Source organism: Streptomyces racemochromogenes (genome assembly GCF_044129415.1).
GTDB classification, from domain to species: Bacteria; Actinomycetota; Actinomycetes; order Streptomycetales; family Streptomycetaceae; genus Streptomyces; species Streptomyces racemochromogenes_A.
In genome coordinates this window covers 1-25,362 of record NZ_JBBDHD010000101.1, presented here as the reverse complement: position 1 = coordinate 25,362, position 25,362 = coordinate 1, and the positions used below count along the sequence as shown (strand labels likewise).

Annotated in this window: 24 protein-coding genes; 6 read left to right on the top strand and 18 right to left on the bottom strand. The window is 71.4% G+C overall.

Translation table 11 applies throughout. The annotated features are described in order from the left end of the window. Positions 1 to 390: 390 nt before the first annotated feature. The 4 genes from WDV06_RS28275 (at position 391) to WDV06_RS28260 (ending at position 4,893) form a co-directional block, all read left to right on the top strand. Positions 391 to 1,296 carry a 5'-3' exonuclease gene (locus tag WDV06_RS28275; protein ID WP_395512625.1) on the top strand — a complete coding sequence of 302 codons (906 nt, stop codon included), beginning with the start codon at positions 391 to 393 and terminating at the stop codon, positions 1,294 to 1,296. A gap of 49 nt (positions 1,297 to 1,345) precedes the next feature. Next, positions 1,346 to 2,191, top strand: coding sequence for a siderophore-interacting protein (locus tag WDV06_RS28270; protein ID WP_395512623.1), 846 nt, complete (start codon positions 1,346 to 1,348; stop codon positions 2,189 to 2,191). Between the two features lie 167 nt (positions 2,192 to 2,358). Then, entirely contained in the window at positions 2,359 to 3,900 is a 1,542-nt protein-coding gene (locus WDV06_RS28265; protein WP_395512622.1) for a serine hydrolase, read from the top strand. An 18-nt stretch (positions 3,901 to 3,918) separates the two neighbouring features. Further along, complete coding sequence (locus tag WDV06_RS28260; RefSeq protein WP_395512621.1) at positions 3,919 to 4,893, top strand: pseudouridine synthase; 975 nt, start codon at positions 3,919 to 3,921, stop codon at positions 4,891 to 4,893. Here the strand turns inward: WDV06_RS28260 and WDV06_RS28255 are convergent. The 12 genes from WDV06_RS28255 to WDV06_RS28200 all read right to left on the bottom strand — a co-directional run bounded on the left by WDV06_RS28255 (position 4,890) and on the right by WDV06_RS28200 (position 16,944). Beyond that, complete coding sequence (locus WDV06_RS28255) at positions 4,890 to 5,546, bottom strand: TetR/AcrR family transcriptional regulator (protein WP_395512620.1); 657 nt, start codon at positions 5,544 to 5,546, stop codon at positions 4,890 to 4,892. The genes WDV06_RS28260 and WDV06_RS28255 overlap by 4 nt on opposite strands. 90 nt (positions 5,547 to 5,636) lie before the next feature. Further along, a complete protein-coding gene (locus WDV06_RS28250; RefSeq protein ID WP_395512619.1) occupies positions 5,637 to 8,489 on the bottom strand; it encodes a DEAD/DEAH box helicase in 2,853 nt (950 codons plus the stop codon). A gap of 106 nt (positions 8,490 to 8,595) precedes the next feature. Continuing rightward, the gene (gene tatC, locus WDV06_RS28245; protein ID WP_395512618.1) at positions 8,596 to 9,561 is read right to left on the bottom strand and encodes a twin-arginine translocase subunit TatC; all 966 of its coding nucleotides are present in this window, start codon (positions 9,559 to 9,561) and stop codon (positions 8,596 to 8,598) included. Positions 9,562 to 9,620: 59 nt separating this feature from the next. Further along, the gene (tatA, locus tag WDV06_RS28240; protein ID WP_395512617.1) at positions 9,621 to 9,911 is read right to left on the bottom strand and encodes a Sec-independent protein translocase subunit TatA; all 291 of its coding nucleotides are present in this window, start codon (positions 9,909 to 9,911) and stop codon (positions 9,621 to 9,623) included. A 209-nt stretch (positions 9,912 to 10,120) separates the two neighbouring features. Beyond that, on the bottom strand, positions 10,121 to 10,333 hold the full coding sequence (locus WDV06_RS28235) for a hypothetical protein (protein WP_395512616.1): 213 nt from the start codon (positions 10,331 to 10,333) through the stop codon (positions 10,121 to 10,123). Positions 10,334 to 10,356: 23 nt separating this feature from the next. Continuing rightward, complete coding sequence (locus WDV06_RS28230) at positions 10,357 to 10,590, bottom strand: CpXC domain-containing protein (protein WP_395512615.1); 234 nt, start codon at positions 10,588 to 10,590, stop codon at positions 10,357 to 10,359. A 15-nt stretch (positions 10,591 to 10,605) separates the two neighbouring features. After that, complete coding sequence (locus WDV06_RS28225; protein WP_395512614.1) at positions 10,606 to 11,574, bottom strand: helix-turn-helix transcriptional regulator; 969 nt, start codon at positions 11,572 to 11,574, stop codon at positions 10,606 to 10,608. A 43-nt stretch (positions 11,575 to 11,617) separates the two neighbouring features. After that, entirely contained in the window at positions 11,618 to 12,574 is a 957-nt protein-coding gene (locus WDV06_RS28220) for a helix-turn-helix transcriptional regulator (RefSeq protein WP_395512613.1), read from the bottom strand. A gap of 127 nt (positions 12,575 to 12,701) precedes the next feature. Continuing rightward, positions 12,702 to 13,094 carry an FKBP-type peptidyl-prolyl cis-trans isomerase gene (locus WDV06_RS28215; protein ID WP_395512612.1) on the bottom strand — a complete coding sequence of 131 codons (393 nt, stop codon included), beginning with the start codon at positions 13,092 to 13,094 and terminating at the stop codon, positions 12,702 to 12,704. A gap of 55 nt (positions 13,095 to 13,149) precedes the next feature. After that, entirely contained in the window at positions 13,150 to 14,157 is a 1,008-nt protein-coding gene (locus WDV06_RS28210) for an FKBP-type peptidyl-prolyl cis-trans isomerase (protein ID WP_395512611.1), read from the bottom strand. Positions 14,158 to 14,285: 128 nt separating this feature from the next. Further along, complete coding sequence (gene pafA, locus WDV06_RS28205; RefSeq protein ID WP_395512610.1) at positions 14,286 to 15,647, bottom strand: Pup--protein ligase; 1,362 nt, start codon at positions 15,645 to 15,647, stop codon at positions 14,286 to 14,288. Between the two features lie 58 nt (positions 15,648 to 15,705). Further along, entirely contained in the window at positions 15,706 to 16,944 is a 1,239-nt protein-coding gene (locus WDV06_RS28200; RefSeq protein WP_395512609.1) for an MFS transporter, read from the bottom strand. A gap of 137 nt (positions 16,945 to 17,081) precedes the next feature. On the opposite strand from WDV06_RS28200, the gene WDV06_RS28195 reads away from it, so the two are divergent. Continuing rightward, positions 17,082 to 18,086 carry a LacI family DNA-binding transcriptional regulator gene (locus tag WDV06_RS28195; protein WP_395512608.1) on the top strand — a complete coding sequence of 335 codons (1,005 nt, stop codon included), beginning with the start codon at positions 17,082 to 17,084 and terminating at the stop codon, positions 18,084 to 18,086. Between the two features lie 61 nt (positions 18,087 to 18,147). Here WDV06_RS28195 and prcA read toward each other — a convergent pair whose 3' ends face one another. The 5 genes from prcA to arc form a co-directional block, all read right to left on the bottom strand. Then, positions 18,148 to 18,912, bottom strand: coding sequence for a proteasome subunit alpha (prcA, locus tag WDV06_RS28190; RefSeq protein WP_395512607.1), 765 nt, complete (start codon positions 18,910 to 18,912; stop codon positions 18,148 to 18,150). 40 nt (positions 18,913 to 18,952) lie between these two features. Further along, the gene (gene prcB / locus WDV06_RS28185; protein WP_395512606.1) at positions 18,953 to 19,792 is read right to left on the bottom strand and encodes a proteasome subunit beta; all 840 of its coding nucleotides are present in this window, start codon (positions 19,790 to 19,792) and stop codon (positions 18,953 to 18,955) included. A 215-nt stretch (positions 19,793 to 20,007) separates the two neighbouring features. Continuing rightward, a complete protein-coding gene (locus WDV06_RS28180; RefSeq protein WP_042803062.1) occupies positions 20,008 to 20,220 on the bottom strand; it encodes a ubiquitin-like protein Pup in 213 nt (70 codons plus the stop codon). A 184-nt stretch (positions 20,221 to 20,404) separates the two neighbouring features. Then, positions 20,405 to 21,916 (bottom strand): depupylase/deamidase Dop, encoded by a 1,512-nt coding sequence (gene dop / locus WDV06_RS28175; protein WP_395512605.1) that lies wholly within the window; start codon positions 21,914 to 21,916, stop codon positions 20,405 to 20,407. Between the two features lie 248 nt (positions 21,917 to 22,164). Further along, a complete protein-coding gene (gene arc, locus WDV06_RS28170; protein WP_395512604.1) occupies positions 22,165 to 23,931 on the bottom strand; it encodes a proteasome ATPase in 1,767 nt (588 codons plus the stop codon). 264 nt (positions 23,932 to 24,195) lie between these two features. Here arc and WDV06_RS28165 point away from each other — a divergent pair, with 264 nt between their 5' ends. Beyond that, positions 24,196 to 24,516 carry a ferredoxin gene (locus WDV06_RS28165; RefSeq protein ID WP_395512603.1) on the top strand — a complete coding sequence of 107 codons (321 nt, stop codon included), beginning with the start codon at positions 24,196 to 24,198 and terminating at the stop codon, positions 24,514 to 24,516. Between the two features lie 4 nt (positions 24,517 to 24,520). Here the strand turns inward: WDV06_RS28165 and WDV06_RS28160 are convergent, their stop codons facing one another. Further along, complete coding sequence (locus WDV06_RS28160; RefSeq protein ID WP_395512624.1) at positions 24,521 to 25,099, bottom strand: hypothetical protein; 579 nt, start codon at positions 25,097 to 25,099, stop codon at positions 24,521 to 24,523. Between the last annotated feature and the right edge of the window lie 263 nt (positions 25,100 to 25,362).

Below are 25,362 nucleotides of genomic sequence, written 5' to 3'. Positions count from 1 at the left end.
CCCAGATGCCGTAACCGGTCTCGTGGGCTCGGAGATGTGTAAAAGCGACAGGGGCGGCGGCGGCCACCGCCCCGGCCCTGATGACGGTCCGGCGGGCGGGTGCGGTGGACTGGGCGGCATCCATCGGGGCCTCCTGGTGGGGGCTGGGGCGGGGCCGCGCCGCACCGGCCGGCAGCGCGCCGGGACGGCACGTGCGGGCAGGGCGTACGAAGCTCCTCGCGCGGGGACCGGGCGCGGCCGAGCGGCCCGCCTGTGATCAACACCCTCGGGGAGGAAGTGCGGGCGCGCGCGCCGGAGGAACTGTTTGAGTGATCATTCACCCACCAGGGGTGACGGGCCTCGGCCGGGCGGGGTTACGGCATCATCGCCTCCATGACCACACGACGGCTGATGCTCCTGGACACCGCGTCCCTCTACTACCGCGCCTACTTCGGCGTCCCGGACTCCGTGAAGGCCCCGGACGGCACTCCCGTCAACGCCGTGCGCGGGCTCCTCGACTTCATCGGGCGGCTGGTGCAGGACCACCGCCCCGACGACCTGGTGGCGTGCATGGACGCCGACTGGCGGCCGCACTGGCGGGTGGCGCTGATCCCCTCGTACAAGGCGCACCGGGTCGCGGAGGTGTCGGAGTCGGGCCCGGACGTGGAGGAGACCCCGGACACCCTGGCCCCGCAGGTCCCGATCATCGAGGCGGCGCTGGACGCGTTCGGCATCGCCCGCGTGGGAGTGGCCGGCTACGAGGCGGACGACGTGATCGGCACCCTGACGGCCCGCGCCACCGGCCCGGTGGACATCGTCACCGGCGACCGGGACCTCTACCAGCTGGTGGACGACGCCCGGGCGCGCCGGGTCCTGTACCCGCTCAAGGGCGTGGGCACCCTCCAGGTGACCGACGAGGCGTGGCTGCGTGAGAAGTACGGGGTGGACGGCCCCGGCTACGCGGACCTCGCGCTGCTGCGCGGGGACCCGAGCGACGGACTGCCGGGGGTGCCCGGCATCGGCGAGAAGACCGCCGCCAAGCTGCTGGACGCGTACGGGTCCCTGGCCGGGATCATCGCGGCCGTCGACGACCCGAAGTCGAAGCTCACCCCGACCCAGCGCAAGCGCCTGGACGAATCCCGCCCGTACCTGGCGGTGGCTCCCAAGGTCGTCCAGGTGGCCGCGGACGTCCCCCTGCCCGCCTTCGACCCGGCTCTGCCGCAGTCCCCCGCCCGCCCCGAGATGGTCGACGCGCTCGCCCATCGGTGGGGTCTGGGAGGAGCGATGTCACGCCTGAGCAGCGCGCTCCGCCCATGAGGTGCTAACTTAGGTAATCCTAAGCTTCGTGAGCGTCAGGGGAGACACCGTGGCAGAAGGACGCGCCCGTACCGTCAGCACCGCAGTCGTCGTGCGCACCGAACGGCTGACACCCCACATGGTGCGCCTCGTGCTGGGCGGAGACGGGCTGGCCGGCTTCGGCGCGGGCGCGCACACCGACCACTACGTCAAGCTCCTCTTCGAGCCCGAGGGCGTGCGGTACGCGGAGCCCTGGGACCTGGACGTCATCCGCGCCACGCACCACCGCGAGGCCTGGCCGCGCCAGCGCGCGTACACGGTCCGTGCCTGGGACCCGGCGCGCCGGGAGCTGACCCTCGACTTCGTCGTCCACGGCGACGAGGGCCTCGCCGGCCCGTGGGCGGCCCGCGTCCAGCCGGGAGAAACGGTCCACTTCCTCGGCCCCGGCGGCGGCTACGCCCCGGACCGCGCCGCCGGCTGGCACCTCCTCGCGGGCGACGAGAGCGCGCTGCCGGCGATCGCCGCGTCGATGGAGCGGATGCCGCGCGGGGCGCGGGTGTACGCCTTCGTGGAGATCGACGGCCCGGCCGACGAACAGGAGATCGCCACCCCGGACGGCATCACCCCCGTCTGGCTCCACCGCGGCGACCGCCCGGTGGGCGCGGCCCTGCTGGAGGCCGTCACCGGCCTGGACTTCCCCTCGACGGACGTCCACGCCTTCGTCCACGGCGAGGCGGGCTTCGTGAAGGAACTCCGCCGCCACCTCCGCCTGGAGCGGGGCATCGCCCGCGAGCGGCTGTCCATCTCCGGCTACTGGCGCCACGGCGAGACGGACGAGGGCTGGCGCGCGATCAAGCGGGACTGGAACGCCACGGTCGAAGCCGAACAGGACGTCCCCGCCGCAGCCGCGGCCTGATCTCCCCGCGGGGTGCTCCCCCGACGCCGCCGCGCGGAGCCTCTCCTCACGCGCCGGCGGGGCTGTTCACAGTCCTGCCGACGTGTAGGGGCGGGGGCCCGCGCAGCGGGGACCCGGCGCACCGTTCCCGGGCCGCGCACCGCGCAGCGGAGGCGCACAATGGCGGCATGCGCACGCACCGCGCCGCCGCGCTCGCCGGGGCGGCGATCCTGCTGGCAGCGGGGACGGCCGCGGCGGAGCCGACTCCGCCCCCGCCCCCCAAGCCCCGCATCGGCGACGCCGCCGTCGCCAAGGCGGTGACCCGGCTCGACGCGACCGTCGCGGACGTCATGCGCCGCACCGGCATCCCCGGCGTCGCCGTGGCCGTCGTCCACCACGACAAGGTGCTCTACCTCAAGGGCTTCGGCCTCCGCCGCACCGGCGAGAGCGCGAAGGTGGACCCGGACACCGTCTTCCAGCTGGCCTCCGTCTCGAAGCCGCTCTCCTCCACCGTCGTCGCCGGCGCCCTGGCCGACCCCGCCGCCTGGGACGAGCCCCTCGGCACCTCCCTGCCGGGCTTCGCGCTGAAGGACCCCTGGGTGACCTCCCACGTCACCCCCGCCGACCTGTTCTCCCACCGCACCGGCCTCCCCGACCACGCCGGCGACCTCCTCGAAGACCTCGGCTACGACCAGTCGTACATCCTGGACCACCTGCGCCTCGAACCCCTCACCCCGTTCCGCGCGAGCTACGCCTACACCAACTTCGGCCTGACCGCCGCCGCCGAGGCCGTCGCCCGCCGGCACGGCACCACCTGGCAGAAGCTCAGCGCGGACACCCTCTTCAAGCCCGCCGGGATGACGCACACCAGCACCGAGTTCTCCGCGTACGCCAAGGCCCCCGACCGCGCCTACGGCCACGTGAAGAACCCGGACGGCACCTGGAGCCCCCGCTACGTCCGCGACGCCGACGCCCAGGCCCCGGCCGGCGGGGCCAGTTCCACCGCCCGCGACATGGCCCGCTGGCTGCGGCTCCAGCTCGGCGACGGCGTCCTCGACGGGAAGCGCGTCGTCCCCGCCGACAAGTTGAACCGCACCCGCCTGCCCGAGATCGTCTCGCAGGCCCAGACCTTCCGCGGCGTCCCCCAGTTCTACGGGCTCGGCTGGAACGTCAGCTACGACGACGACGGCCGGCTGCGCCTGGGCCACTCGGGCGGCTTCGAACTCGGCGCCAACACCAACGTCACGATGCTCCCCCTCGAACAGCTCGGGATCGTCGTCCTGACCAACGCGGCCCCGGTCGGCCAGGCGGACGCCATCGCCCTGGACTTCTTCGACACCGCCGAACACGGCAGGCCGACCGCCGACTGGCTGGCCCTGACCGGCGCGCTCTACGCGCAGCAGCTGAACGAGGGCCACCGCTCCACCACCGACTACGCCCACCCCCCGGCCGGCGCCGCGCCCGCCAAGGCGGCCGGCACCTACACCGGTACCTACGACAACGCCTACTACGGCCCCCTCACCGTCACCGCCGACGCCAAGGGCGCCCTCACCCTCTCCCTGGGCCCCAAGCCCCTGCGCTTCCCCCTGACCCACTACGACGGCGACACGTTCAGCTTCGTGACCGTCGGGGAGAACGCCGTCGGCCGCACCGGGGTGACCTTCTCCGACGGCACGGTCCGCGTCGAGTACCTGGACGCCGAGCACCTGGGCACGTTCACCCGGAGGTAGCCGCCTACCCTGGTCCCGATGAGCCGCAGATCCCACATCCCGCCCGCGCCCCTCCCCCAGCGGGACGGCATCGACCCGGTCCGGATGCGCCTTCCCCCGGACCCCGACGGGCGGTGGCCGCACCTGGGCGACTACCTCACCGAGCGCTACGCGGGCACGCGCGGCGCCGAGTCCATGGCCCGGCTGCTCGCGGACGGCCGGGTGCTGGGCGAGGGCGGCCGGGTGCTGCGGCCGCAGGACCCGTACGAGCCCGGCGGCTGGCTCTGGTTCCACCGGGACATGCCCGCCGAGCCGCCCGTCCCCTTCCCGATCCGCGTCGTCCACCGCGACCACCACCTCCTGGTGGTGGACAAGCCGCACTTCCTGGCGACCACCCCGCGCGGCAGCCACGTCACCCAGACCGCCCTGGCCCGGCTGCGCCGGGAACTGGACCTGCCCGCGCTCAGCCCGGCGCACCGGCTGGACCGGATGACGGCCGGACTGGTGATGTTCAGCATCCGCCCCGAGGACCGCGGCGCCTACCAGCTCCTCTTCCAGCAGCGGCGGGTCCGCAAGGAGTACGAGGCCCTCGCGCCCCACGACCCGTCCGTCGACCTGCCCCGGACGGTGCGCAGCCACATCGAGAAGCTCCGCGGGGTGATGGCGGCCGTCGAACTGCCGGACGCCGAGCCCAACGCCGAGAGCCTGGTCGAACTCCTGGAGGTCCGGGGCGCCCTGGGCCGCTACCGCCTGACCCCGCACACCGGACGCACCCACCAGCTGCGGGTGCACATGAACAGCCTGGGCCTGCCCATCCTCGGCGACCCGGTGTACCCGGTGGTGGCCGGGCCGGCCGACCCGGCGGACTACCGGCGTCCGCTCCAGCTGCTGGCCCGCACCCTGTCCTTCACCGACCCCGTCACGGGCCGCGCGCACCATCTGGAATCGGGCCTTTCCCTCCAGGCCTGGGACGACCCGGAGGGCTGGGCCTCAGGGCCGCCGGACACCCCCTAGCAGGCCGGGGCCACACCCGCGACGCGCAGTGCCGCATCCGCGGCGGCCTCCGCGAAGGCCGCCACCGGGCGGTCCGGGTCCGAGCGGCGGACCAGCATGACGCCCTCGATCAGACCGAAGACCAGGTCCCCCCGCAGGGACAGCCCCGCCCGGTCCCCGGCCAGTTCGCGGCCGAGGGGGGTGGCGTCGAGCAACGCCCGGTAGTTGTGCCGCAGTTCGTCGCGCATCCGCCGGAACCGCCCCAGCCGCGGCCGGTCCAGCTCGGGCAGCAGGTAGAGGGCGCCCAGGTTGTACGGCCCCCCGCACAGCAGCAGCACGTCCGAACGGCACAGCTCCCACAGCCGGAGCGCGGCGGGCCGGCCGCTGTCGTCCAGCAGCCGGCGGGAGAGCGCGAGGGAGGGGGCGACCGTGGACTCCAGCAGTTCGGCGAGGAGTTCCTCCTTGCCGCCGAAGTAGTGGTACATCGTGGCCTGGCGCATCCCGGCCCGTTCGGCCACCGCCCGCGTGGTGGTGGCCGCGTACCCCCGTACGGTGAACAGTTCGGCCGCCGCACAGAGGAGTTCCTCGCGCGGCGGCCGGCTGCTCGGCGGTCTCAGCCGGTCGGCCCGCGGCCGGCCGACCCGTCTCGGCCCCTCATCCGTTCCCCCACTCATGGATCCGATCGTCGCACAGGGCGCGCCGAGCCGATCATGGCAAGAGATGAGATCCGGCCGTCCACGGACTCGGAGGAAGCACCGAAAGCGCTATCCGACCGAGCTGTAGGCCACGACGCCCCGCAGCAGGGCGTCGACGGCCTTGCGGGCGTTCTTCGCCACCGTGCTCCCCCCGGCCGAGGACGGCGGGGCGGTGGAGGCCGGTGCCGCCGCCGCGATCTGCCCGAGGACGTCGATGACCTGCTTGCACCAGCGCACGAAGTCGCCGGCCGGCATCTCCGCCTCGCGCAGCACCTCGTCCAGGCTCTTGTCGGAGGCCCACTGGTAGGCCGCCCACGCGAAGCCCAGGTCCGGCTCGCGCTGCCCCACGCCCTCCGCCTGGTTGATGCGGTGCTCCTCCTCCAGGGCGTCGAGCCGGCCCCAGATGCGGACCATCTCGCCGAGCGCCGCCTTCGCCGGGCCGTTCGGCACCTTCGGCGGCGTCGCGTCGTCGGACTGGCGGGCCTCGAAGACCAGCGCGGAGACGCAGGCGGCCAGTTCGGCCGGGTTCAGCCCCTCCCAGACACCCTCGCGCAGGCATTCCGAGGCCAGCAGGTCCAGCTCGCCGTAGAGCCGGGCCAGCCGCTTGCCGTGCACGGTGACCTCGTCCTCGCGCAGGTAGTCCAGCTCGGTGAGCAGGGCGTGGATCCGGTCGAAGGTACGGGCGATGGTGTTCGTCCGGCCCTCGATGCGCCGCTCCAGCTGCTGCGTGTCCCGCTTGAGGCGGTGGTAGCGCTCCGCCCACCGGGCGTGGTCCTCGCGCTCGTCGCAGCCGTGGCAGGGGTGCGCCCGCAGCGCGGCGCGCAGCCGGGCGATCTCCCGGTCGTCGGCCGCGGCGGCCCGGCCGCGCCGCTGCCGCTCGGGCTGCACGTGGCCGGCCTTGGTGCGCAGGGCGGTCGCCAGGTCCCGGCGGGACTGCGGGGAGCGCGGGTTGAACGTCTTGGGGATCCGCATCCGGTCGATGGCCTCGACCGGCACCGGGAAGTCGATCGCGGCGAGCCGCTTGACCTGCCGTTCGGCGGTGAGCACCAGCGGGCGGGGGCCCTCGGCGTACTCGTACCCGCGGTGCCCGTTGCTGCGCCCGGCCGGTACGCCCGGGTCGAGGACCAGGGCGAGTCCGGCGAACTTGCCGGTGGGGACGTGGATGATGTCGCCCGGCTTGAGCCGCTCCAGCGAGCTCGCCGCCTGGGCGCGGCGCTGCGCCGCCCCCTGCTTGGCCAGCTCGGTCTCGCGGTCCTTGAGGTCGCGGCGCAGCCGCGCGTACTCCTCGAAGTCGCCGAGGTGGCAGGTCATGCCCTGCCGGTAGCCCTCCAGCCCCTCCTCGTTGCGCTGGACCTGGCGGGAGATCCCGACGACCGAACGGTCGGCCTGGAACTGCGCGAAGGAGGTTTCCAGCAGTTCGCGGGAGCGGTGCCGCCCGAACTGCTGGACCAGGTTGACGGCCATGTTGTACGAGGGCTTGAAGCTGGAGCGCAGCGGATAGGTGCGGGTGCCGGCGAGTCCGGCGAGCTGCACCGGGTCCATGCCGCGCTGCCACAGCACCACCGCATGGCCCTCGACGTCGATGCCGCGGCGGCCGGCCCGGCCGGTGAGCTGGGTGTACTCGCCGGGGGTGATGTCGGCGTGCTGTTCGCCGTTCCACTTGACGAGCTTCTCCAGGATGACCGTGCGCGCGGGCATGTTGATGCCCAGGGCGAGGGTCTCCGTGGCGAAGACGGCCTTGACGAGGCCGCGGACGAAGAGCTCCTCGACGACCTCCTTGAAGGTGGGGAGCATGCCCGCGTGGTGGGCGGCGATACCGCGCTCCAGGCCTTCGAGCCACTCGTAGTAGCCCAGGACGTGGAGGTCCTCGGCGGGGATGGAGGCGGTGCGCTCCTCGACGAGCTCGCGGACCTTCAGGCGCGCGCTGTCGTCGTTGAGCCGCAGGCCCGCGTAGAGGCACTGCTGGACGGCCGCCTCGCAGCCGGCCCGGCTGAAGATGAAGTTGATGGCCGGGAGCAGGTCGTCGTTGTCCAGGCGGGCGATGACCTCGGGGCGGCCGGGGGTCCAGATGCGGCTGCGGGAGCGGCGCTCGCGCTCGCGGTCGGCCTCGCGGACCATCTTGCCGCGCCGCCGGTCCTTGGGGCTGTAGCCGCGGGTGTTCTCCTCGCGGGCCATGCGCAGCAGGTCGGGGTTGACCTCGCGGCGTGCGGAGCCGCGGCCTCCGTGGTCGGACTCCTCCTCGAAGAGGTCGTAGATCCGGCGGCCGGCCATGACGTGCTGCCACAGCGGGACGGGCCGCTCCTCGGAGACGATCACCTCGGTGTCGCCGCGGACGGTGTCGAGCCAGTCGCCGAACTCCTCGGCGTTGGAGACGGTCGCGGAGAGCGACACGAGGGTCACCGAATCGGGGAGGTGGATGATCACCTCTTCCCAGACGGCGCCGCGGAAGCGGTCGGAGAGGTAGTGCACCTCGTCCATCACGACGTAGCCGAGGCCGCCGAGCGCCTGCGAGCCGGCGTAGAGCATGTTGCGGAGCACCTCGGTGGTCATCACGACCACGGGCGCGTCGCCGTTGACGCTGTTGTCGCCGGTCAGCAGGCCGACCTTGTCGGCGCCGTAGCGCTTGACGAGGTCGGCGAACTTCTGGTTCGACAGGGCCTTGATGGGCGTCGTGTAGAAGCACTTGCGGCCCTGCTGAAGGGCCAGGTGCACGGCGAACTCGCCCACGATGGTCTTGCCCGAGCCGGTCGGGGCGGCCACCAGGACGCCTTTGCCGGCCTCCAGTGCCTTGCAGGCCTCGACCTGGTACGGGTCCAGGTCGAATTCGTACATCTCGCGGAAGGGGGCCAGGGCGGAGGCCTCTTCGGCGGCGCGGATCCGGGCAGCGGCGTACCGCTCGGCGGGTGAGAGTTCTTCGGTCATCTTGCTGTCGAGCCTACCCGCCGCCTCTGACAACAGTCCCGATCATTATGTGATCGGCCCGGGCCCCCGGGACGGCGCGCGGCCGGTCCCGGGAGCGGCCCCGGGGTCAGGTGGCGTCGTCGTAGCCGTTGATCTGGCGGCGGCCGCCGTCGGCCTGCTCGGGCAGGACGGAGGGGGCCGGGGCCGCGTCCGCCGCGCCGATGGACGAGGGGGTCAGGTCCAGGTCCGAGGCCTCGTCGTCGTCGAGGTCGGCGTCCGGGTTGGCGCGCCGGCGCCGGCGGTCGTTGAGGAGGCAGATCCCGAGGGCGAGGAAGTACAGGGCCACGATCGGCGAGGCCAGGGTCAGCATGGTGACCGGGTCGCCGGTGGGCGTGGCGAAGGCCGCGAAGATCGTGATGCCGAGGACCATGCCCCGCCACCAGCCGGCCAGCCGCTTGGCGCTGAGGATGCCGGTGAAGTTCAGCAGCACCAGGATCAGCGGAAGCTCGAAGGCGAGGCCGAAGACCACGACCATGCGCGTGACCAGGTCGAGGTAGTCGTCGACCGGGAGCAGGTTCTTGACGTGGTCGGGGGTGAAGCCGAGGAGGATCTCCGCGGTCTGCGGGAGGATCTTGTAGGCGAGGACGGCGCCGGCCAGGAACAGCGGGGCACCGACGGCCACGAAGCTCAGCGTGTACCGCTTCTCGTTCTTGTGCAGGCCGGGGGCGGCGAACGCCCACAGCTGGTAGAGCCAGACGGGGGCGGACAGCACCATGCCCGCGGAGAGGCCGACCTTCAGCGCGATCGAGAAGGGCCCGGTGAGGCCGTTGGCCGTCATCTCGGCGCAGGGGGCTCCGTTGCGCTGGTGGGTGGCCCCGTTCACGCAGCCGACGGAGGAGAGCATCGGCTCCAGCAGGAAGTCGATGATCGGCCGGAAGAAGTAGGCGCAGACGATCGTGACCACGGCGATCGCCAGGACCGACTTCAGCAGGCGGTTTCTCAGCTCACGCAGGTGCTCCACGAGCGGCATCCGCCCCTCGGCGTCCTTCGGAAGCCGATCTCGATTCCCCTGCTTGCGGGCAGACTTGAGCAACCCACGTCCCTTGTCTCGTTGCAAATGACCGGCGTGCTGGGGGTGACCCCCGGGTGGCGTCAGCCCTGGGCGGTACGGCCCGGCTCACCGACCGGACGGGAGCTGGTGACGTCACCGGGCGCGGCCTGGATGGTGCGCGGGGCGACGGGCTGCTGGGCGTCGGCGGCCGGGGCGGCGGCGGGCGCGTCGTCGGCCTCGCCGTCCTTCTTCATGGCCTTGGCCTCGCTCTTGAGGATCCGGGCCGACTTGCCGAGCGAGCGGGCCATCTCGGGGAGCTTCTTGGCGCCGAACAGCAGCACGATGACAGCGATGATCAGAAGGATCTCAAGGGGCTTCAGATTGCCGATCATGTGTGTCTTCCTTACTCACCGAAACGGCTGGTTTGTGGTGGCCTCGCGGATACCGGACACACGTCCGGCACCTTCTCTGACATGGATCGTAACCCCCGAGGGTTAACGCCCGGCAATCCCCAGGGGGGTCCGCGCTCGACTGCGGCTCCGACGGTACGGGTCCGGCCGCACGGTTTCCATAAAGCGGACGCGCCCAGCGTGCCGACGCCCTAGGGCCGCCGCAGCGCGCCCTCGCGGCGGGCCGCTCCGGCCAGGTCGGCCGCGGCCCGCTCCAGGTCGCCGGAGGCCTCGGTGATCCGGCGGCTGGCCCGGGCCACCTGCCCCGACAGCTTCCGGACCTCCAGGAAGACCCGCAGGGCCAGCACGGACAGGACGGCGACCCCGAGGAAACCCAGGGCAATCGCAAGCATCGGCCACAGCATGGGAGGAGCCTAGCGCGCCCGTCTCACAGGCTGCGCAGCGTGCTCACTCCCCCGCCGGTCAGCAGCTCCACGATCCGCTCACCGGCGGGTTTGCGGACCGCGGCGGAGCACTGGGGGCAGGTGAAGGAGTAGAAGGTGGTCCGCCGGCTGCCGCCGATCGCCAGTCTCAGGGCGTCCGCCGCAAGCTCGAAGCGCGCCCGGCACTCGGGACAGGCGGCCTTGAAGGTGACCGGTTCCGGACCGGAAGATGGCGACATCTCTCCGTTCCCCCTCTAGACCCGTTCCCCGTACCCCGCGAGTGCTTCTGCGGCGGCCTTGCGGGCGCTGTGCGCCAGCTCCGGCGGCGAGACGATCCGCCCGTCGCGGCCCAGGCGCAGCGCGAGGCGGCGCAGCGAGGCCGGGTCGGGGCTGCGCAGCACGATCCGCAGGCCGCCGCCGGGCAGCTCCTCCGCGCTGTCGTGCGGGTAGTACTCGGCGACCCAGCGCCCGCCGGGGCCGACCTCGACGACCACCTCCGGGTCCTCGGCGGCGGGCTGCACGAGGCCCTCGGACAGGTCGCGGGGCTCGATGGCGGGCGGTTCGGCCCGCTCGTCGAGGAGGCGGATCTCGGCGACCCGGTCGAGGCGGAAGGTGCGCCGGGCCTCCGAGAGGTGGCACCAGCCCTCCAGGTAGGTGTGGCCCACCGCGAAGAGCCGGATCGGGTCGACGGTGCGCTCGGTGAGCTCGTCGCGGGCCGGCGAGTAGTAGCGCAGCCACAGCCGGCGCCGCTCGGAGATGGCCCGGTCGACGTCGGCGAAGACCCCGCCCTCGGACTCGAAGGTCACCGACAGCCGGGAGCTGGCGCCCGCGGCCTCACCGGCGGCGGCCTCCAGCTTGGCGGTGGCCCGCAGCAGGGCGTCCCGGTCGCTCTCGCGCAGCCCCGGCAGGGTCGCCACCGCGCGGGCGGCGACGAGCAGGGAGGTGGCCTCGTCGGCGGCCAGCCGCAGCGGTTCGGCGGTGGACTCTCCCGACGCGTCGGCGTTGTGCCACCAGATGCGGTCGCCGTCGGTGTCGATGTCGAGCAGGTCCCCGCCGCGGAAGCTGGTGCCGCACATGGGCAGCACGTCGAGGTCCGAGATCAGCTCGTCCTCGGTGATCCCGAAGGCCCGGGCGACGTCCGCGACGTGCGCCCCGGGGCGCTCGCGCAGGTAGGTCACCAGGGACAGCATCCGGCGGGTCTGGTCGATGGCGTTCGCGGCCATGCTGGTACGTCTCCCCCTCAGGGCGTTGCTAGTGAAGTGCGGGTCAGCCCTGGGCGACGGCGCGCAGCCGGTCCACCACGTCGGCCCGCAGGTCCGCGGGTTCCACCACGACCACGTCCGGGCCGAACTCCACGAGCCAGGCGTCCAGCCCGTGCCCGTAGGGGATCTCCAGCTCGTCCCACCCGTCGGCGCCCTCGCGCACCGCGGTGGCCTTGGCCCGCAGCGGATAGCCCGCCCCGGCGCGCAGCCGGATCAGCGCCGACCGCTGGGCGCCCTCGCCGGCCCAGGCCGCGACGGTCTCGCGCACGGTGACCACGTCGGGCACCTCGGCGGTGTACTTCCCGGCCCGGGAGCGCACCTTGCCGGTGATCCGCGAGAGCCGGAACACCCGCTCCGCCCCGCGGTCGCGGTCGTGGCCGGCCAGGTACCAGTGGCCGCGCCAGCACTCCAGGGCCCACGGCTCGACCTGCCGGGTCTCGGGCCGGGCGGCGTTGGACTTGCGGTAGTCGAAGACCACCGGCCGACGGTCGCGGCAGGCCAGCATCAGGGGCTCGAAGGCCGCCTCGTGGACGGGGATGCGCGGCTCGATGGCGCTGTGCTGGCCCTCGTACGGGTCGCCGGCCTCCGGCATGCCGCCGGCGCGCAGCTTCTGCAGGGCGCCGCTGGCCGCGCCCGCGAGGCGGGCCTGCTGCCAGACCTTGGCTGCCAGTCCCAGCGCGGCGGCCTCCTCGGCATCGAGGGAGACGGGCGGCAGCCGGTTGCTGTCGCGGCGGGCCAGGTAGCCGGTCTCGCCCTCCAGGTTCTCCACCGTCTCGATCACCAGGCCGAGTTCGCGCAGGTCGTCCTTGTCCCGCTCGAACATGCGGTTGAAGGAGTCGTCGTTCCCGGCTTCCAGGTAGGCCTCGATCGAACCGCGCAGCTCGCGCTTGCTGAGGGGACGCCGGGTCCCCAGCAGACACAGCGCCAGGTTCATCAGCCGCTCGGCCTTGGCAATCGCCATCGACGCCCTTCCCCCACTTGCTCGGCACACACTCTCGTGACCGTTGACCGTACCGCCAAGGCGCTCCCCGGCAAAAGCGAGGGCCCCCGCCTCACGGCGGGGGCCCAGCGCGGTGACGGCCCGTGGATCAGGCGGCCATCAGGTCGCAGACGAAGATCAGCGTCTCGCCCGGCTTGATGGCGCCGCCGGCGCCGCGGTCGCCGTAGGCGAGGTGGGCCGGGATGACCAGCTTGCGGCGGCCGCCGACCTTCATGCCCTGGACGCCCCGGTCCCAGCCCTCGATGACCTGGCCGACACCCAGCTTGAACTGCAGCGCGGAGCCACGGTTCCAGGAGGCGTCGAACTCCTCGCCGGTGGAGTAGGCCACGCCCACGTAGTGGACCGAGACCACGGAGCCGGCCTTGGCCTCGGCGCCCTCACCCTCCCAGATGTCCTCGATGACCAGGTCGGCGGGGACCGGGAAATCGGGGAAGTCGATCTCGGGCTTTTCGAGCTTGTCGCTCACGGAACTGCTCCTCATGCGTACGAATGCGGGCCCCTCGCCGCGGAGGCGGAAAGGGGCGACCCCACCAGTCTTACACTGCGCCGACGATGTCCACGACGAAGACCAGGGTGGAGTTGGCCGGCAGGTCCTCACCCTTGGCCTGGTCCTTGTACGCCTGCTCCGGCGGGATCACCAGCAGGACGCGGCTGCCGACCTTCTTGCCCACGAGGCCCTTGTCCCAGCCCTCGATGACCTGGCCCTGGCCGATCTTCGTCGAGAACGGGGCGCCCGTCTTCCAGGAGGTGTCGAAGAGCTTGGCGGCGTCCTTGCCCTGGTTCGGCGCCCAGGCCGCACCGCTGTACTGCATGTACACGGTCTGGCCGGACTTGACCTCCGGGCCCTTGCCCTCGATCAGGACCTTGTCGACCAGCTCCTTCGGCGGGTCGTTCTTCGGGATCGTGATCGTGGCCTCCTTCTCCTCGTCGGCCTTGACCTGCGGCAGGTCCGACGGGATCGCGGCCTGGGTGCCCTCCGCCTTCTTCGGCATCACGGAGTCGACGTCCATCACGAACACCAGGTTGTCCTTCGCGCCCACGCCCAGCTGCGGCTGGCCCTGCTCACCGAAAGCGGCGGCCGGCGGAGCGACGACCAGCAGACGGCTGCCGACCTTCTTGCCGAGCACGGAGTCACTGAACAGCGGCAGCATCTGCGGCGAGCCCGCCGGGACCACGACCGGCTCGCCGTCCTGGTCGTAGGAGCCCTTGATGTCCTTGCCGCTCTTCCAGATCTTGCCCGTGTACTTGGTGACCACGAGATCGTTCTTCTTGATCTCCGGGCCGGTGCCCTCCTTGAGGACGCTGACCACGAACTTGCCGCTCGGCTCGCCCTTGGGGACGGTGATCTCGGCCTTCTTGCCCGCGTCACCGGCCACCGTCGGCATCGGGTCCGCCGACGCCACCGGCTTCGGCACGTCGGCGGCGGGCTTGGAGGCGTCGGCCGACGGAGAGGAGTCCTTCTTCCCGGAGTCGTCGCCCCCTCCACAGGCTGCGGTGAGCATCAGAGCCGGCACGATGAGCGCGGCAGCAAGTCGGCGTCGCACAGTGGTCCTCAGGGTCGGTGGAATGGTCCGTCGTAGCGGCCCACTCTACGGGCTGCCCCCTGCGCCACAAGGCTCTGGCATGCGAGGACCCCGCACGCGGAACGCGTACGGGGCCCCCGCCCCACCGGTCACATCCCGGCGATGAGCTTCTCCACCCGGTCGTCCACCGACCGGAAGGGGTCCTTGCACAGCACCGTGCGCTGCGCCTGGTCGTTCAGCTTCAGGTGCACCCAGTCCACGGTGAAGTCCCGCCGCTGCTCCTGCGCCCGGCGGATGAAGTCCCCGCGCAGCCTCGCCCTGGTGGTCTGCGGGGGCACCGACTTGCCCTCGAAGATCTTCAGGTCGTTGCAGACCCGCTCCGCCTGCCCCTTGCGCTCCAGCAGGTAGTACAGGCCCCGCCGACGGTGGATGTCGTGGTAGGCGAGGTCTATCTGGGCGACCCGGGGGTTGGACATGGTCATGTTGTGCTTGGCCCGGTAGCGCTCGATCAGCTGGTACTTCATGACCCAGTCGATCTCACGGCCGATCCGGTCCAGGTCCTCGGCCTCGATCGCGTCCAGGGTCCGGCCCCACAGCTCCAGCACCCGCTCCACGACCCCCGTACGGATCCCCCGCCGCTCGGCGAAGTCCAGGGCCTTCTCGTAGTACTCGCGCTGGATCTCCAGCGCCGAGGCCTCCCGGCCGCTGGCCAGGCGCACCTTGCGCTGGCCCGTGGTGTCGTGGCTGACCTCGCGGATGGCCCGGATCGGGTTCTCCAGGGTCAGGTCCCGCATCACCGTGCCCGCCTCGATCATGCGCAGCACCAGGTCCGTGGCACCAACCTTGAGCAGCATCGTCGTCTCGGACATGTTGGAGTCCCCGACGATCACGTGCAGGCGCCGGTAGCGCTCCGCGTCCGCGTGCGGCTCGTCGCGGGTGTTGATGATCGGCCGGGAACGGGTGGTGGCGGAACTGACGCCCTCCCAGATGTGCTCGGCCCGCTGGCTGACGCAGTACACCGCGCCCCGGGGGGTCTGCAACACCTTGCCCGCACCGCAGATCAGCTGGCGGGTGACGAGGAAGGGAATGAGGATGTCCGCCAGACGGGAGAATTCACCGTGCCGGGCCACGAGGTAGTTCTCGTGGCAGCCGTACGAATTGCCCGCCGAGTCGGTGTTGTTCTTGAACAGGTAGACGTCGCCCGCGATTCCCTCCTCGTGCAGGCGGCGTTCGGCGTCGACCAGCAGACCTTCGAGAATGCGCTCGCCGGCCTTGTCGTGGGTGACCAGTTCGGTCAGGTTGTCGCATTCGGGAGTTGCATATTCCGGATGCGATCCCACGTCGAGGTACAGGCGGGCGCCGTTCCGCAGGAACACATTGCTGCTGCGGCCCCATGACACGACACGGCGGAAGAGGTAGCGCGCCACTTCGTCAGGAGACAGTCGGCGCTGTCCCCTGAACGTGCACGTGACGCCGTACTCGTTCTCCAGCCCGAAAATGCGGCGGTCCATGACTGAACATTACGCCTTCCGCCCTCTTCTGAAACCGGGTTCGAGAGCGGCGTTCCGATCAGTTTTTGATCAACTGCTCCGAAGACACCCCCGCGGACCCCGCGACGGCCCGGCTGCGGCCGCCCGCGGCGAGGACCCCCTGAGTGACCGTCAGGACCAGCAGGGCCGCCGCCCCGGCACCGCCCGCGACCGCGAAACCGGCCGTCGAACCGCCCAGTTCCACCGCCGGACCGGCCGCCGCCGTACCGATCGCCGCACCCACGCCGAAGAACGTCACCAGCCACGAGAAGGCCTCGGTCACCGTGCCCGCCGGGGCGTGCCGGTCCACCACGATGAAGGCACACGCCAGCGAGGGCGCCAGGAACACCCCCGACAGCGCGGCCAGCGCCGTCATCGCCACCGGCCCGACGCTCAGCAGCAGCGGCAGGTAGCCCACCGCCAGCAGCCCCACCAGCAGCCGCAGCCGCCGCTCCGGAGCCCCCGCCCACTGCCGGCCACCGTAGAGCACACCGCCGACCAGCGCGCCCAGACCCAGCGCCGCCATCAGCCAGCCGTACACCGCCTGGCCGCCGTGGCCGTCGGAGTACGCCACCGCCGCCACCGCGATCGAACCCAGCGCCATGCCCACGAAGAAGAACGCCCCCAGCAGCGCCAGCAGCCCGCGCGAACGCAGCGCCCCCAGCCAGTGCGCCTCGCGCGGCGCCGAACGCCAGGTACGGGAGGGCTCGGAGAGCACCACCATCAGCACGCCCACCAGCCCCACGGCGTTCAGGACGAGCAGCGCGGCGGCCGGGGACCACAGCGCGACGCACAGCGTCACCAGCAGCGGACCGACCGTGTACATGATCTCCTGGGCCACCGCGTCCATCGCGTACGCGGCGTGCACCCGCTCCTCGCGACCGCCGAGCACCGTAGGCCACAGGGCACGCAGCCCGCCCTCCAGGGGCGGCGTGAACAGACCCGAGACCAGCACCGCCGCATAGGCGGCCGCCATCGAACCCGTGCCCGCCACGGCCAGCCACACCATGCCCAGCGCGGACACCAGCGCCGCCGGCAGCTGCACCCGCGGCTGCCCGTACAGGTCCACCGCCCGGCCCAGCAGCGGCTGACCCACCGCGTTGGCCAGCCCGTACGCGGCCGCCAGCGCACCCGCGAGGCTGTAGCTGCCGCCCTCGGAGCGGATGAAGAGGACGATCGCGATGGCCGCGGTGGCGTTCGGCAGCCGGCCCAGCAGCGTGCCCGCCAGCAGCCTCGCCGCGTAACGGGTCCTGAGCAGCTCCGCGTATCCCGCGGCCATGAATGCCCCCTTCTGCCCGGACTCTCCTCCGGGGTAATACGTATAACTGAACCCGTCATACGTACCATGGCCGCAGACCCCGGGTCCACCCCGCGGACCAGCCCCACCCGCCCCACCTGGCACTTCAGGAGCTCCCTGTGACGAGACCCACCAGCCGCGACGTCGCCACCGCCGCCGGGGTCTCCCAGGCCACCGTCTCGCTCGTCCTCGGCGACAAATGGCGCGGCCGCGTCTCCGAACGCACCGCCGCCCTCGTCCGCGAAACCGCCACCACCCTCGGCTACCGCCCCAACCTCGCCGCCCGCAACCTCCGCCTCGGCACCACCCGCACCGCCCTCCTCGTCGTCCCCGCCCTGACCAACGAGTTCTTCGCCCGCGTCTACACCGGCGCCGCCCGCGTCGCCGCCGCCCACGGCTTCGGCGTCGTCCTCTACCCCTCCCCCGACGGCACCGGCCCCGCCCGCGACCCCTTCGCCTCCGCCCGCGCCGCCCTCGACGGCGTCATCGCCTCCTCCATGGCCGCCGCCGCCCTCGACGCCATCGGCGGCGACGACCTCCCCCTCGTCATGCTCGACAGCGACCCCGCCTCCGGCCGCGCCGCCGCCCACGTCAACCTCGCCATGGCCGACGGCGTCCGCCAAGCCGCCCGACACCTCCTCGACCACGGCCACCGCCGCTTCCTCCACCTCGCCGCCGACGTCGACACCTGGACCTTCCACGTCCGCGCCCACGCCCTCGCCGACCTCCTGAGCCCCTCCGCCGAACTGCGCACCGTGCGGGCCGGCCTCAGCGTCGACGCCGCCCGTACGGCCATGGAGACGGCCCTCGCGGCCCCCGGGAACCGGCCCACCGCCATCCTGTGCGACGACGACGTCCTCGCCGCCGGCGCCTGCAAGGCCGCCCGCCGCCTCGGCCTGCGCGTCCCCGAGGACCTCTCCGTCACCGGCATCGACGACCTGGGCCTGGCCACCGCCGTGGAACCCGAACTCACCACCGTCCGGCTCCCCGCCGAACAGGTCGGCGAACAGGGCATGAACGCCCTCCTCGCCGTCCTCGACGGCCGCCCCTGGACCGCCCCCGACATCCCCGTCGAACTCGTCGTCCGCGACTCCACCGGCCCCGCCCCGGCCCCCGCCCCCTGACGCACGAAGGCCCCGGTCCGCCCCCGAACGGGGCGGACCGGGGCCTCACGGCACACCCGGACTACTCGGCGTCGTCCTCCGGCGCCTCGTCGTTCGACACGGCGTCCACCTGGGCGTCCACCGGAACCTCCGCCTCCAGCAGCCGCGACAGCTGCCGTCCCCGGATCCGCTTGAACTTGCGCTGCTGCGCCCGCGTACGGTCCAGCACCGCGACCTCCAGCCGCTCGGCCGGAATCGTCTTGTCGGCACCGTTCGCCTGGCTCGACAGCGCCTGCACCGCCAGCTTCAGCGCCTCCGACAGGGTCATCCCGTCCCGGTGCCGCTGGTCCAGGTAGCTGCTGATCTGCTCGGCGTTCCCGCCCACCGCGACCGAACCGTGCTCGTCCACGATCGAGCCGTCGTGCGGCAGCCGGTAGATCTGGTCTCCGGCAGCGGTCGCGCCGACCTCCGCCACCACCAGCTCCACCTCGTACGGCTTCTCACCGGCCGAGGAGAAGATGGTGCCGAGGGTCTGGGCATAGACGTTGGCCAGGCCGCGCGCCGTCACGTCGTCCCGGTCGTAGGTGTACCCGCGCAGGTCGGCGTAGCGCACGCCGCCGATCCGCAGGTTCTCGTACTCGTTGTACTTGCCGGCGGCCGCGAAGCCGATCCGGTCGTAGATCTCGCTGAACTTGTGCAGCGCGCGGGACGGGTTCTCGCCGACGAAGACGATGCCGTCGGCGTACTGCAGCACGACGAGGCTGCGGCCGCGGGCGATGCCCTTCCGGGCGTATTCCGCCCGGTCGGCCATGGCCTGCTGGGGTGACACATAGAACGGAGTCGACACCGTTGGTCCGTCCCTTTCTTCTGGGCGACGAGAGGACTGGTCAGAGCAGGGCGGCGCGCGGGCCGTCGGGCTCCTGGAGCCGGCGGTCCGTCACCTTGCGGGCGAGCTCCTGCGACTCGTCCTCGTCCAGCCTGCGGAAACCCTCGTCGGTGATGACGGTGACGATGGGGAAGATCTTGCGGTACAGGTCCGGACCGCCGGTCGCCGAGTCGTCGTCGGCGGCGTCGTACAGCGCCTGCACGACCAGCGTCGTGGCCTGTTCCTCCGTCAGATCGGGGCGGTAGAGCTTCTTCATGGAGCCCCGGGCGAAGATGGAACCGGAACCGGTGGCGGCGTAGCCGTGCTCCTCGGAGCGGCCGCCGGTCACGTCGTAGGAGAAGATCCGGCCCTTCTCCCTGGCCTCGTCGTAGCCCGCGAAGAGCGGCACGACCGCCAGCCCCTGCATGGCCATCCCGAGATTGCTCCGGATCATGGTCGAGAGCCGGTTCGCCTTGCCCTCCAGCGACAGCGTCGCCCCTTCGACCTTCTCGAAGTGCTCCAGCTCCAGCTGGAACAGCTTGACCATCTCCACGGCCAGGCCGGCCGTACCGGCGATGCCCACCGCGGAGTACTCGTCCGCCGGGAACACCTTCTCGATGTCCCGCTGCGCGATCATGTTCCCCATGGTCGCCCGCCGGTCACCGGCGAGGACGACCCCGCCGGGGAAGGTGGCGGCGACGATGGTCGTCCCGTGCGGGGCCTCGACGATCCCCTCCGGGAGCTTCCGGTTCCCCGGCAGCATCTCGGGCGCGTGCGCGCCCAGGAAGTCCATGAAGGACGACGACCCCGGCGTCAGGAAGGCTGCCGGTAGACGCCCTGTGCCACGAGTGTTGGGTTCCACAGGTTTCCTTCCACGTAAGCGGCTGCACGCCTTGTGACGTCCGGCCGATCTCGAACTACGCCCCGGACCCTATCCGTCCGATGATCGTGATCCCCTCGGGACCGGGGCCCGCACCGGGGTGGGTCCCGGTCCTCACGACGCCGGCATGACGCCGGCCGGTTCTCGTGGACACCCCCACCCCGGCAGACGACCTTCGAATCGAAGGTCAAAAAGCCTTACTGGCCACCCTTTTGCACGAACGACCGCACGAAGTCCTCGGCATTCTCTTCGAGCACATCATCGATTTCGTCCAGGACCGAGTCGACGTCGTCGGAGAGCTTTTCCTGTCGTTCCTTGAGGTCGGACTGCGCTTCCGCGGCCTGCTCCTCGACCTCTTCGGTCGAGCGAGTGGCCTTCTGCTGTCCGCCGCCGGTGTCCTTGGTCGCCATGTCTACCTCACCCCGCTCGGTTCGCGCGCTCACACGGAGAGACCCCGGGATTCGGGACCTCTCAAGATCAGACCCTACGCCGGACCCTACAAGGAGGGTCCGGGATTCGTCCCCGTACTTTCACAACGTCCGGCTGCTTTCATGATTCCCTCGCCGGAGGGATTTCAGGCCCCGAAGGCACCGCTCACTGCCCAGAAAGCACCCGGACCAGGTCCTCCGCCGTGCGACAGCGGTCCAGGAGCTCCTTGACGTGCTTGCGGGTCCCCCTGAGGGGTTCCAGCGTGGGGACCCGCTGGAGCGAGTCGCGCCCCGGCAGGTCGAAGATCACCGAGTCCCAGGAGGCCGCCGCCACGTCGTCCGCGTACTGCTCCAGGCACCGCCCGCGGAAGTACGCCCTGGTGTCCTCCGGCGGCTTGCTCTCGGCCCGCTCGACGGCCGGCTCGTCCAGCAGCCGCTTCATCTTCCCGCGGGCCGCCAGACGGTTGTACAGGCCCTTCTCGGGCCGCACGTCCGAGTACTGGAGGTCGACCAGGTGCAGCCGCGCCGCGTCCCAGCCGAGTCCGTCGCGCCTGCGGTAGCCCTCCAGGATCTCCCGCTTGGCGATCCAGTCCAGCTCCCCGGCCAGGCTCATCGGATCGGTCTCCAGCCGGCCCAGCACGTCCTCCCAGCGGCTCAGGACGTCCTTGGTCTGCTCGTCCGCGTCGGTGCCGAACCGCTCGTCCACGTACTTCCTGGCCAGCTCGAAGTACTCCATCTGGAGTTGTACGGCGGTCAGCGTGCGCCCGCTGCGGAGCGTGATCAGGTGCTGGAGGTCCGGGTCGTGGGAGACCTGGTGCAGGGTGCGCACCGGCTGGTCCACGGCGAGGTCCACGTTGATGAACCCGTCCTCGATCATGGACAGGACCAGCGCGGTCGTGCCCAGCTTGAGGTAGGTGGAGATCTCGGAGAGGTTGGCGTCCCCGATGATCACGTGCAGCCTGCGGTACTTCTCGGCGTCGGAGTGGGGCTCGTCGCGGGTGTTGATGATGGGGCGCTTGAGGGTGGTCTCCAGTCCGACCTCGACCTCGAAGTAGTCCGCGCGCTGGCTGATCTGGAAGCCGTGCTCGCGTCCGTCCTGCCCGATGCCGACGCGGCCGGCGCCGGTGACGACCTGGCGGGAGACGAAGAAGGGGGTCAGGTGGCGCACGATGTCCGAGAAGGGGGTCTCCCGCTTCATCAGGTAGTTCTCGTGCGTGCCGTAGGAGGCGCCCTTGTTGTCGGTGTTGTTCTTGTAGAGGTGGATCGGCTGGGCGCCGGGCAGCTGGGCGGCCCGTTCCGCGGCCTCGGCCATGATCCGTTCGCCGGCCTTGTCCCAGAGCACCGCGTCGAGGGGGTTGGTGATCTCGGGCGAGCTGTACTCGGGGTGGGCGTGGTCGACGTAGAGCCGCGCCCCGTTGGTGAGGATGACGTTGGCGAGGCCGATGTCCTCGTCGGTCAGCTGGCTGCTGTCGGCGGCCTCGCGGGCGAGGTCGAAGCCGCGGGCGTCCCGCAGCGGGTTCTCCTCCTCGAAGTCCCAGCGGGCGCGTCGCGCCCGGTGCATCGCCGCCGCGTAGGCGTTGACGATCTGGGACGAGGTGAGCATGGCATTGGCGTTCGGGTGCCCCGGGACGGAGATCCCGTACTCCGTCTCGATCCCCATTACTCGCCGTACGGTCATGCGGCCCTCCTTGCCCGGCGGCGCTCCCGTTCGGGGGCGGCGCTCAAGTACCGCTGGTGCTCCGGTGCGTCATGTGCGGTGCCCTTCCCGCACTGCGCGACCGGCGGTACGGAAGAGCCTAGAACCACTCCGCGCTGGTGGGGAGATCATTTCAGTCATTGACTTCGCCTTGTCACGGCCGGAAAAGGCGGGCGGTAAAGCAGGCGGCCGCGGGTGCCGTGTGAGGCACCCGCAGCCGCCTCGCACCGTCAGAGGTACTGACCGGTATTCGCCACCGTGTCGATGGAGCGTCCGGTGTCGGCGCCCTGCTTTCCGGTGACGAGGGTGCGGATGAATACGATCCGCTCGCCCTTCTTTCCGGAGATGCGGGCCCAGTCGTCCGGGTTGGTGGTGTTGGGCAGGTCCTCGTTCTCCTTGAACTCGTCCACGCAGGCCTGGAGGAGGTGGGAGACGCGCAGACCCTTCTGGTTGTGGTCGAGGAAGGCCTTGATGGCCATCTTCTTCGCACGGTCGACGATGTTCTGGATCATCGCTCCGGAGTTGAAGTCCTTGAAGTACAGGACTTCCTTGTCGCCGTTGGCGTAGGTGACCTCCAGGAAGCGGTTTTCCTCGCTTTCGGCGTACATCTGCTCGACGACCGTCTGGATCATGCTGTGGACGGCCACCTCGGGCGAGCCCGAGTGTTCGTTGAGGTCGTCCGTGTGCAGCGGGAGGGAGGCCTTGAGGTACTTCGCGAAGATGTCCTTCGCGGCCTCGGCGTCCGGGCGCTCGATCTTGATCTTCACGTCGAGGCGGCCGGGCCGCAGGATCGCCGGGTCGATCATGTCCTCGCGGTTGGAGGCGCCGATGACGATGACGTTCTCCAGGCCTTCCACGCCGTCGATCTCGGCGAGCAGCTGCGGGACGATGGTGTTCTCCACGTCCGAGCTGACGCCGGATCCGCGGGTGCGGAAGAGGGACTCCATCTCGTCGAAGAAGACGATGACGGGGGTGCCCTCGCTGGCCTTCTCCCGCGCGCGCTGGAAGACGAGGCGGATGTGCCGTTCGGTCTCGCCGACGTACTTGTTGAGGAGCTCGGGGCCCTTGATGTTCAGGAAGTAGGACTTGCCCGCTGCCTGTCCGGTGACCTCGGCGACCTTCTTGGCAAGGGAGTTGGCGACGGCCTTGGCGATGAGCGTCTTGCCGCAGCCGGGGGGGCCGTACAGCAGGATGCCCTTCGGGGGCCGCAGTTCGTGCTCCTTGAAGAGGTCGGGGTAGAGGTAGGGGAGCTCGACGGCGTCGCGGATCAGCTCGATCTGGTCGCCCAGGCCGCCGATCTTGTCGTAGTCGATGTCCGGGACCTCTTCGAGGACGAGGTCCTCGACCTCGCTCTTGGGGACCACTTCGTACACGTAGCCGGAGCGGGGTTCGAGCAGGAGGGCGTCGCCGGGGCGGATGGTGATGTCCAGGAGCGGCTCGGCGAGCCTCACCACCCTCTCCTCGTCGGTGTGCCCGACCACCAGGGCGCGCTCGCCGTCCTCCAGGATCTCCTTGAGGGTGACGATGTCCCCGGCGCGCTCGAACTCCATGGCCTCGACCACGTTGAGCGCTTCGTTGAGCATGACTTCCTGGCCGCGCCGGAGGTCTTCCGGGTCGACGCTGGGGCTGACGTTCACGCGGAGCTTGCGGCCGCCGGTGAAGATGTCGACGGTGCCGTCCTCGTTCGCCTGAAGGAAGACACCGAAGCCGGCCGGCGGCTGTGCGAGCCGGTCGACTTCCTCCTTGAGGGCCACGATCTGGTCGCGGGCCTCACGGAGCGTATTCGCCAGTCGTTCGTTCTGCGCGGATACGCCTGCCAGGTTCGTCTGGAGCTCGACGATCCGCTCTTCGAGAATCCTCGTGTGACGCGGAGAGTCGGCGAGCTTGCGGCGCAGGACGGCGATTTCCTGCTCTAGATAGGCAACCTGGCCAGCGGGGTCCTCAGACCCCCGCCCGGGCCGGATGCCGCGGTTGATGTCGTCGTCGTGGGCTGCCACGGTCCTCACCTCCTCCAAGGGGAGCTGGACGCTTCCTGACCCTACCTGGGCTGGTGGTGATTGAAACCCCTAGATCACAAAGACGGTAGGGGTGTGTCCGATCTTCACCCTTGCGTACTCCCTCACGCCAGGGAAATACCCACCCTTCAACATCGGAAAGCAGCCGGTTGTAAGGTCGAACTGTTCAACACCCTTCCGGGTCCGCGCGACTTGTCCAGAGCCGCTTCCGGAACGGATCAATCAGCGCAGGGAACGGCAGGAGATATGACCGTGCAGCAGGAGGCCCCGGCGGGGGGCGCCGGCGGAGCCGGAGAGCCCCTTGAGGTCTGGATCGACCAGGACCTCTGCACCGGGGACGGGATCTGCGTCCAGTACGCCCCGGAGGTGTTCGAGCTGGACATCGACGGTCTGGCGTACGTGAAGAGTCCCGGGGACGAGCTCCTCGTGGAGCCGGGGGCGACGACTCCGGTTCCGCTGCCGCTGCTCCAGGACGTGGTGGATTCGGCGAGGGAATGCCCGGGGGACTGCATTCACGTAAGGCGCGTTTCGGACAGGGTCGAGGTGTACGGTCCGGACGCCGAGTGACGGTTCAAACACGTCCGGCGGTCGAGTCCGTAAGCTCCTGGCGGAATTTCCCGCCGGTCCAGCGCCACTTGGCGAGCTGCTTGACGTCGGGGCTGTAGCGGGGCACGGCGGGCGAGGAGTAGCCGAGGAGGCTCGCGGTGACGGCGCGGTCGCGGACGGTCAGGTCGGTGGCGGTGCGGCGCTGGGCGGGGTCGAGGAGGGTGGCGACGACGCGGGGCCGGGCTCCGGGGGCGGCTTCCTGGGCGAGGACGTAGATCGCGTGGGGCGGGGTGCCGGAGCCGGCGTCGCAGCGGACGGCGGCCACGGTCTCGGGGCGGTCGTCGCCGTCGAGGTCGCCCTGGGCGGTGGCGGTGACGGTGGTGGGGGTGCCCTTGCAGTCGAGGGGGTAGGTGACGGCGTGCGCGTCGGGGGCGGCGGCCTGCGGGGTTCCCGCGGGCCCGGGGGCGGGGGTGGCTCCGGTGGCCCGGCCGGGCTGGAGCAGGCCCGCGCCGGCTATGACGGCGGCCATGGCGGTGGCCGTGGCGACCCAGTGGACGGGCTTGGCCCGGCGGTGCGCGAGGTGTTCGGGCGACAGGTCTTCCAACGACGGTGCGGGGTCGGTGGGGCTGTGCGTCACGCGGGCTGTCTCCTGTGCGAAGGGTGACGGTGAGCCAGCATCGTGCCACACCTCACACCGGGGTGGAACGGCCGGGTCCGCGCGGGTTCGCGCCGGTAACGAAAAGGCGCTGTGGCGGGGGGGGGGGGGGGGGGGGGGGGGGGGGGGGGGGGGCGCGCGGGGGGGGGGGGGGGGGGGGGGGGGGGGGGGGGGGGGGGGGGGGGGGGGGGGGGGGGGGGGGGGGGGGGGGG

Excerpts from the sequence above, each read along its gene's own strand:
- WDV06_RS28275 (WP_395512625.1), top strand. The coding sequence starts at position 391 with ATGCTCCTGGACACCGCGTCCCTCTACTACCGCGCCTACTTCGGCGTC.
- WDV06_RS28265 (WP_395512622.1), top strand. The coding sequence starts at position 2,359 with ATGCGCACGCACCGCGCCGCCGCGCTCGCCGGGGCGGCGATCCTGCTG.
- WDV06_RS28260 (WP_395512621.1), top strand. The coding sequence starts at position 3,919 with ATGAGCCGCAGATCCCACATCCCGCCCGCGCCCCTCCCCCAGCGGGAC.
- WDV06_RS28255 (WP_395512620.1), bottom strand. The coding sequence starts at position 5,546 with ATGAGTGGGGGAACGGATGAGGGGCCGAGACGGGTCGGCCGGCCGCGG.
- WDV06_RS28250 (WP_395512619.1), bottom strand. The coding sequence starts at position 8,489 with ATGACCGAAGAACTCTCACCCGCCGAGCGGTACGCCGCTGCCCGGATC.
- tatA (WP_395512617.1), bottom strand. The coding sequence starts at position 9,911 with ATGATCGGCAATCTGAAGCCCCTTGAGATCCTTCTGATCATCGCTGTC.
- WDV06_RS28235 (WP_395512616.1), bottom strand. The coding sequence starts at position 10,333 with ATGCTGTGGCCGATGCTTGCGATTGCCCTGGGTTTCCTCGGGGTCGCC.
- WDV06_RS28230 (WP_395512615.1), bottom strand. The coding sequence starts at position 10,590 with ATGTCGCCATCTTCCGGTCCGGAACCGGTCACCTTCAAGGCCGCCTGT.
- WDV06_RS28225 (WP_395512614.1), bottom strand. The coding sequence starts at position 11,574 with ATGGCCGCGAACGCCATCGACCAGACCCGCCGGATGCTGTCCCTGGTG.
- WDV06_RS28220 (WP_395512613.1), bottom strand. The coding sequence starts at position 12,574 with ATGGCGATTGCCAAGGCCGAGCGGCTGATGAACCTGGCGCTGTGTCTG.
- WDV06_RS28215 (WP_395512612.1), bottom strand. The coding sequence starts at position 13,094 with ATGAGGAGCAGTTCCGTGAGCGACAAGCTCGAAAAGCCCGAGATCGAC.
- pafA (WP_395512610.1), bottom strand. The coding sequence starts at position 15,647 with ATGGACCGCCGCATTTTCGGGCTGGAGAACGAGTACGGCGTCACGTGC.
- WDV06_RS28200 (WP_395512609.1), bottom strand. The coding sequence starts at position 16,944 with ATGGCCGCGGGATACGCGGAGCTGCTCAGGACCCGTTACGCGGCGAGG.
- WDV06_RS28180 (WP_042803062.1), bottom strand. The coding sequence starts at position 20,220 with ATGGCGACCAAGGACACCGGCGGCGGACAGCAGAAGGCCACTCGCTCG.
- dop (WP_395512605.1), bottom strand. The coding sequence starts at position 21,916 with ATGACCGTACGGCGAGTAATGGGGATCGAGACGGAGTACGGGATCTCC.
- WDV06_RS28165 (WP_395512603.1), top strand. The coding sequence starts at position 24,196 with ATGACCGTGCAGCAGGAGGCCCCGGCGGGGGGCGCCGGCGGAGCCGGA.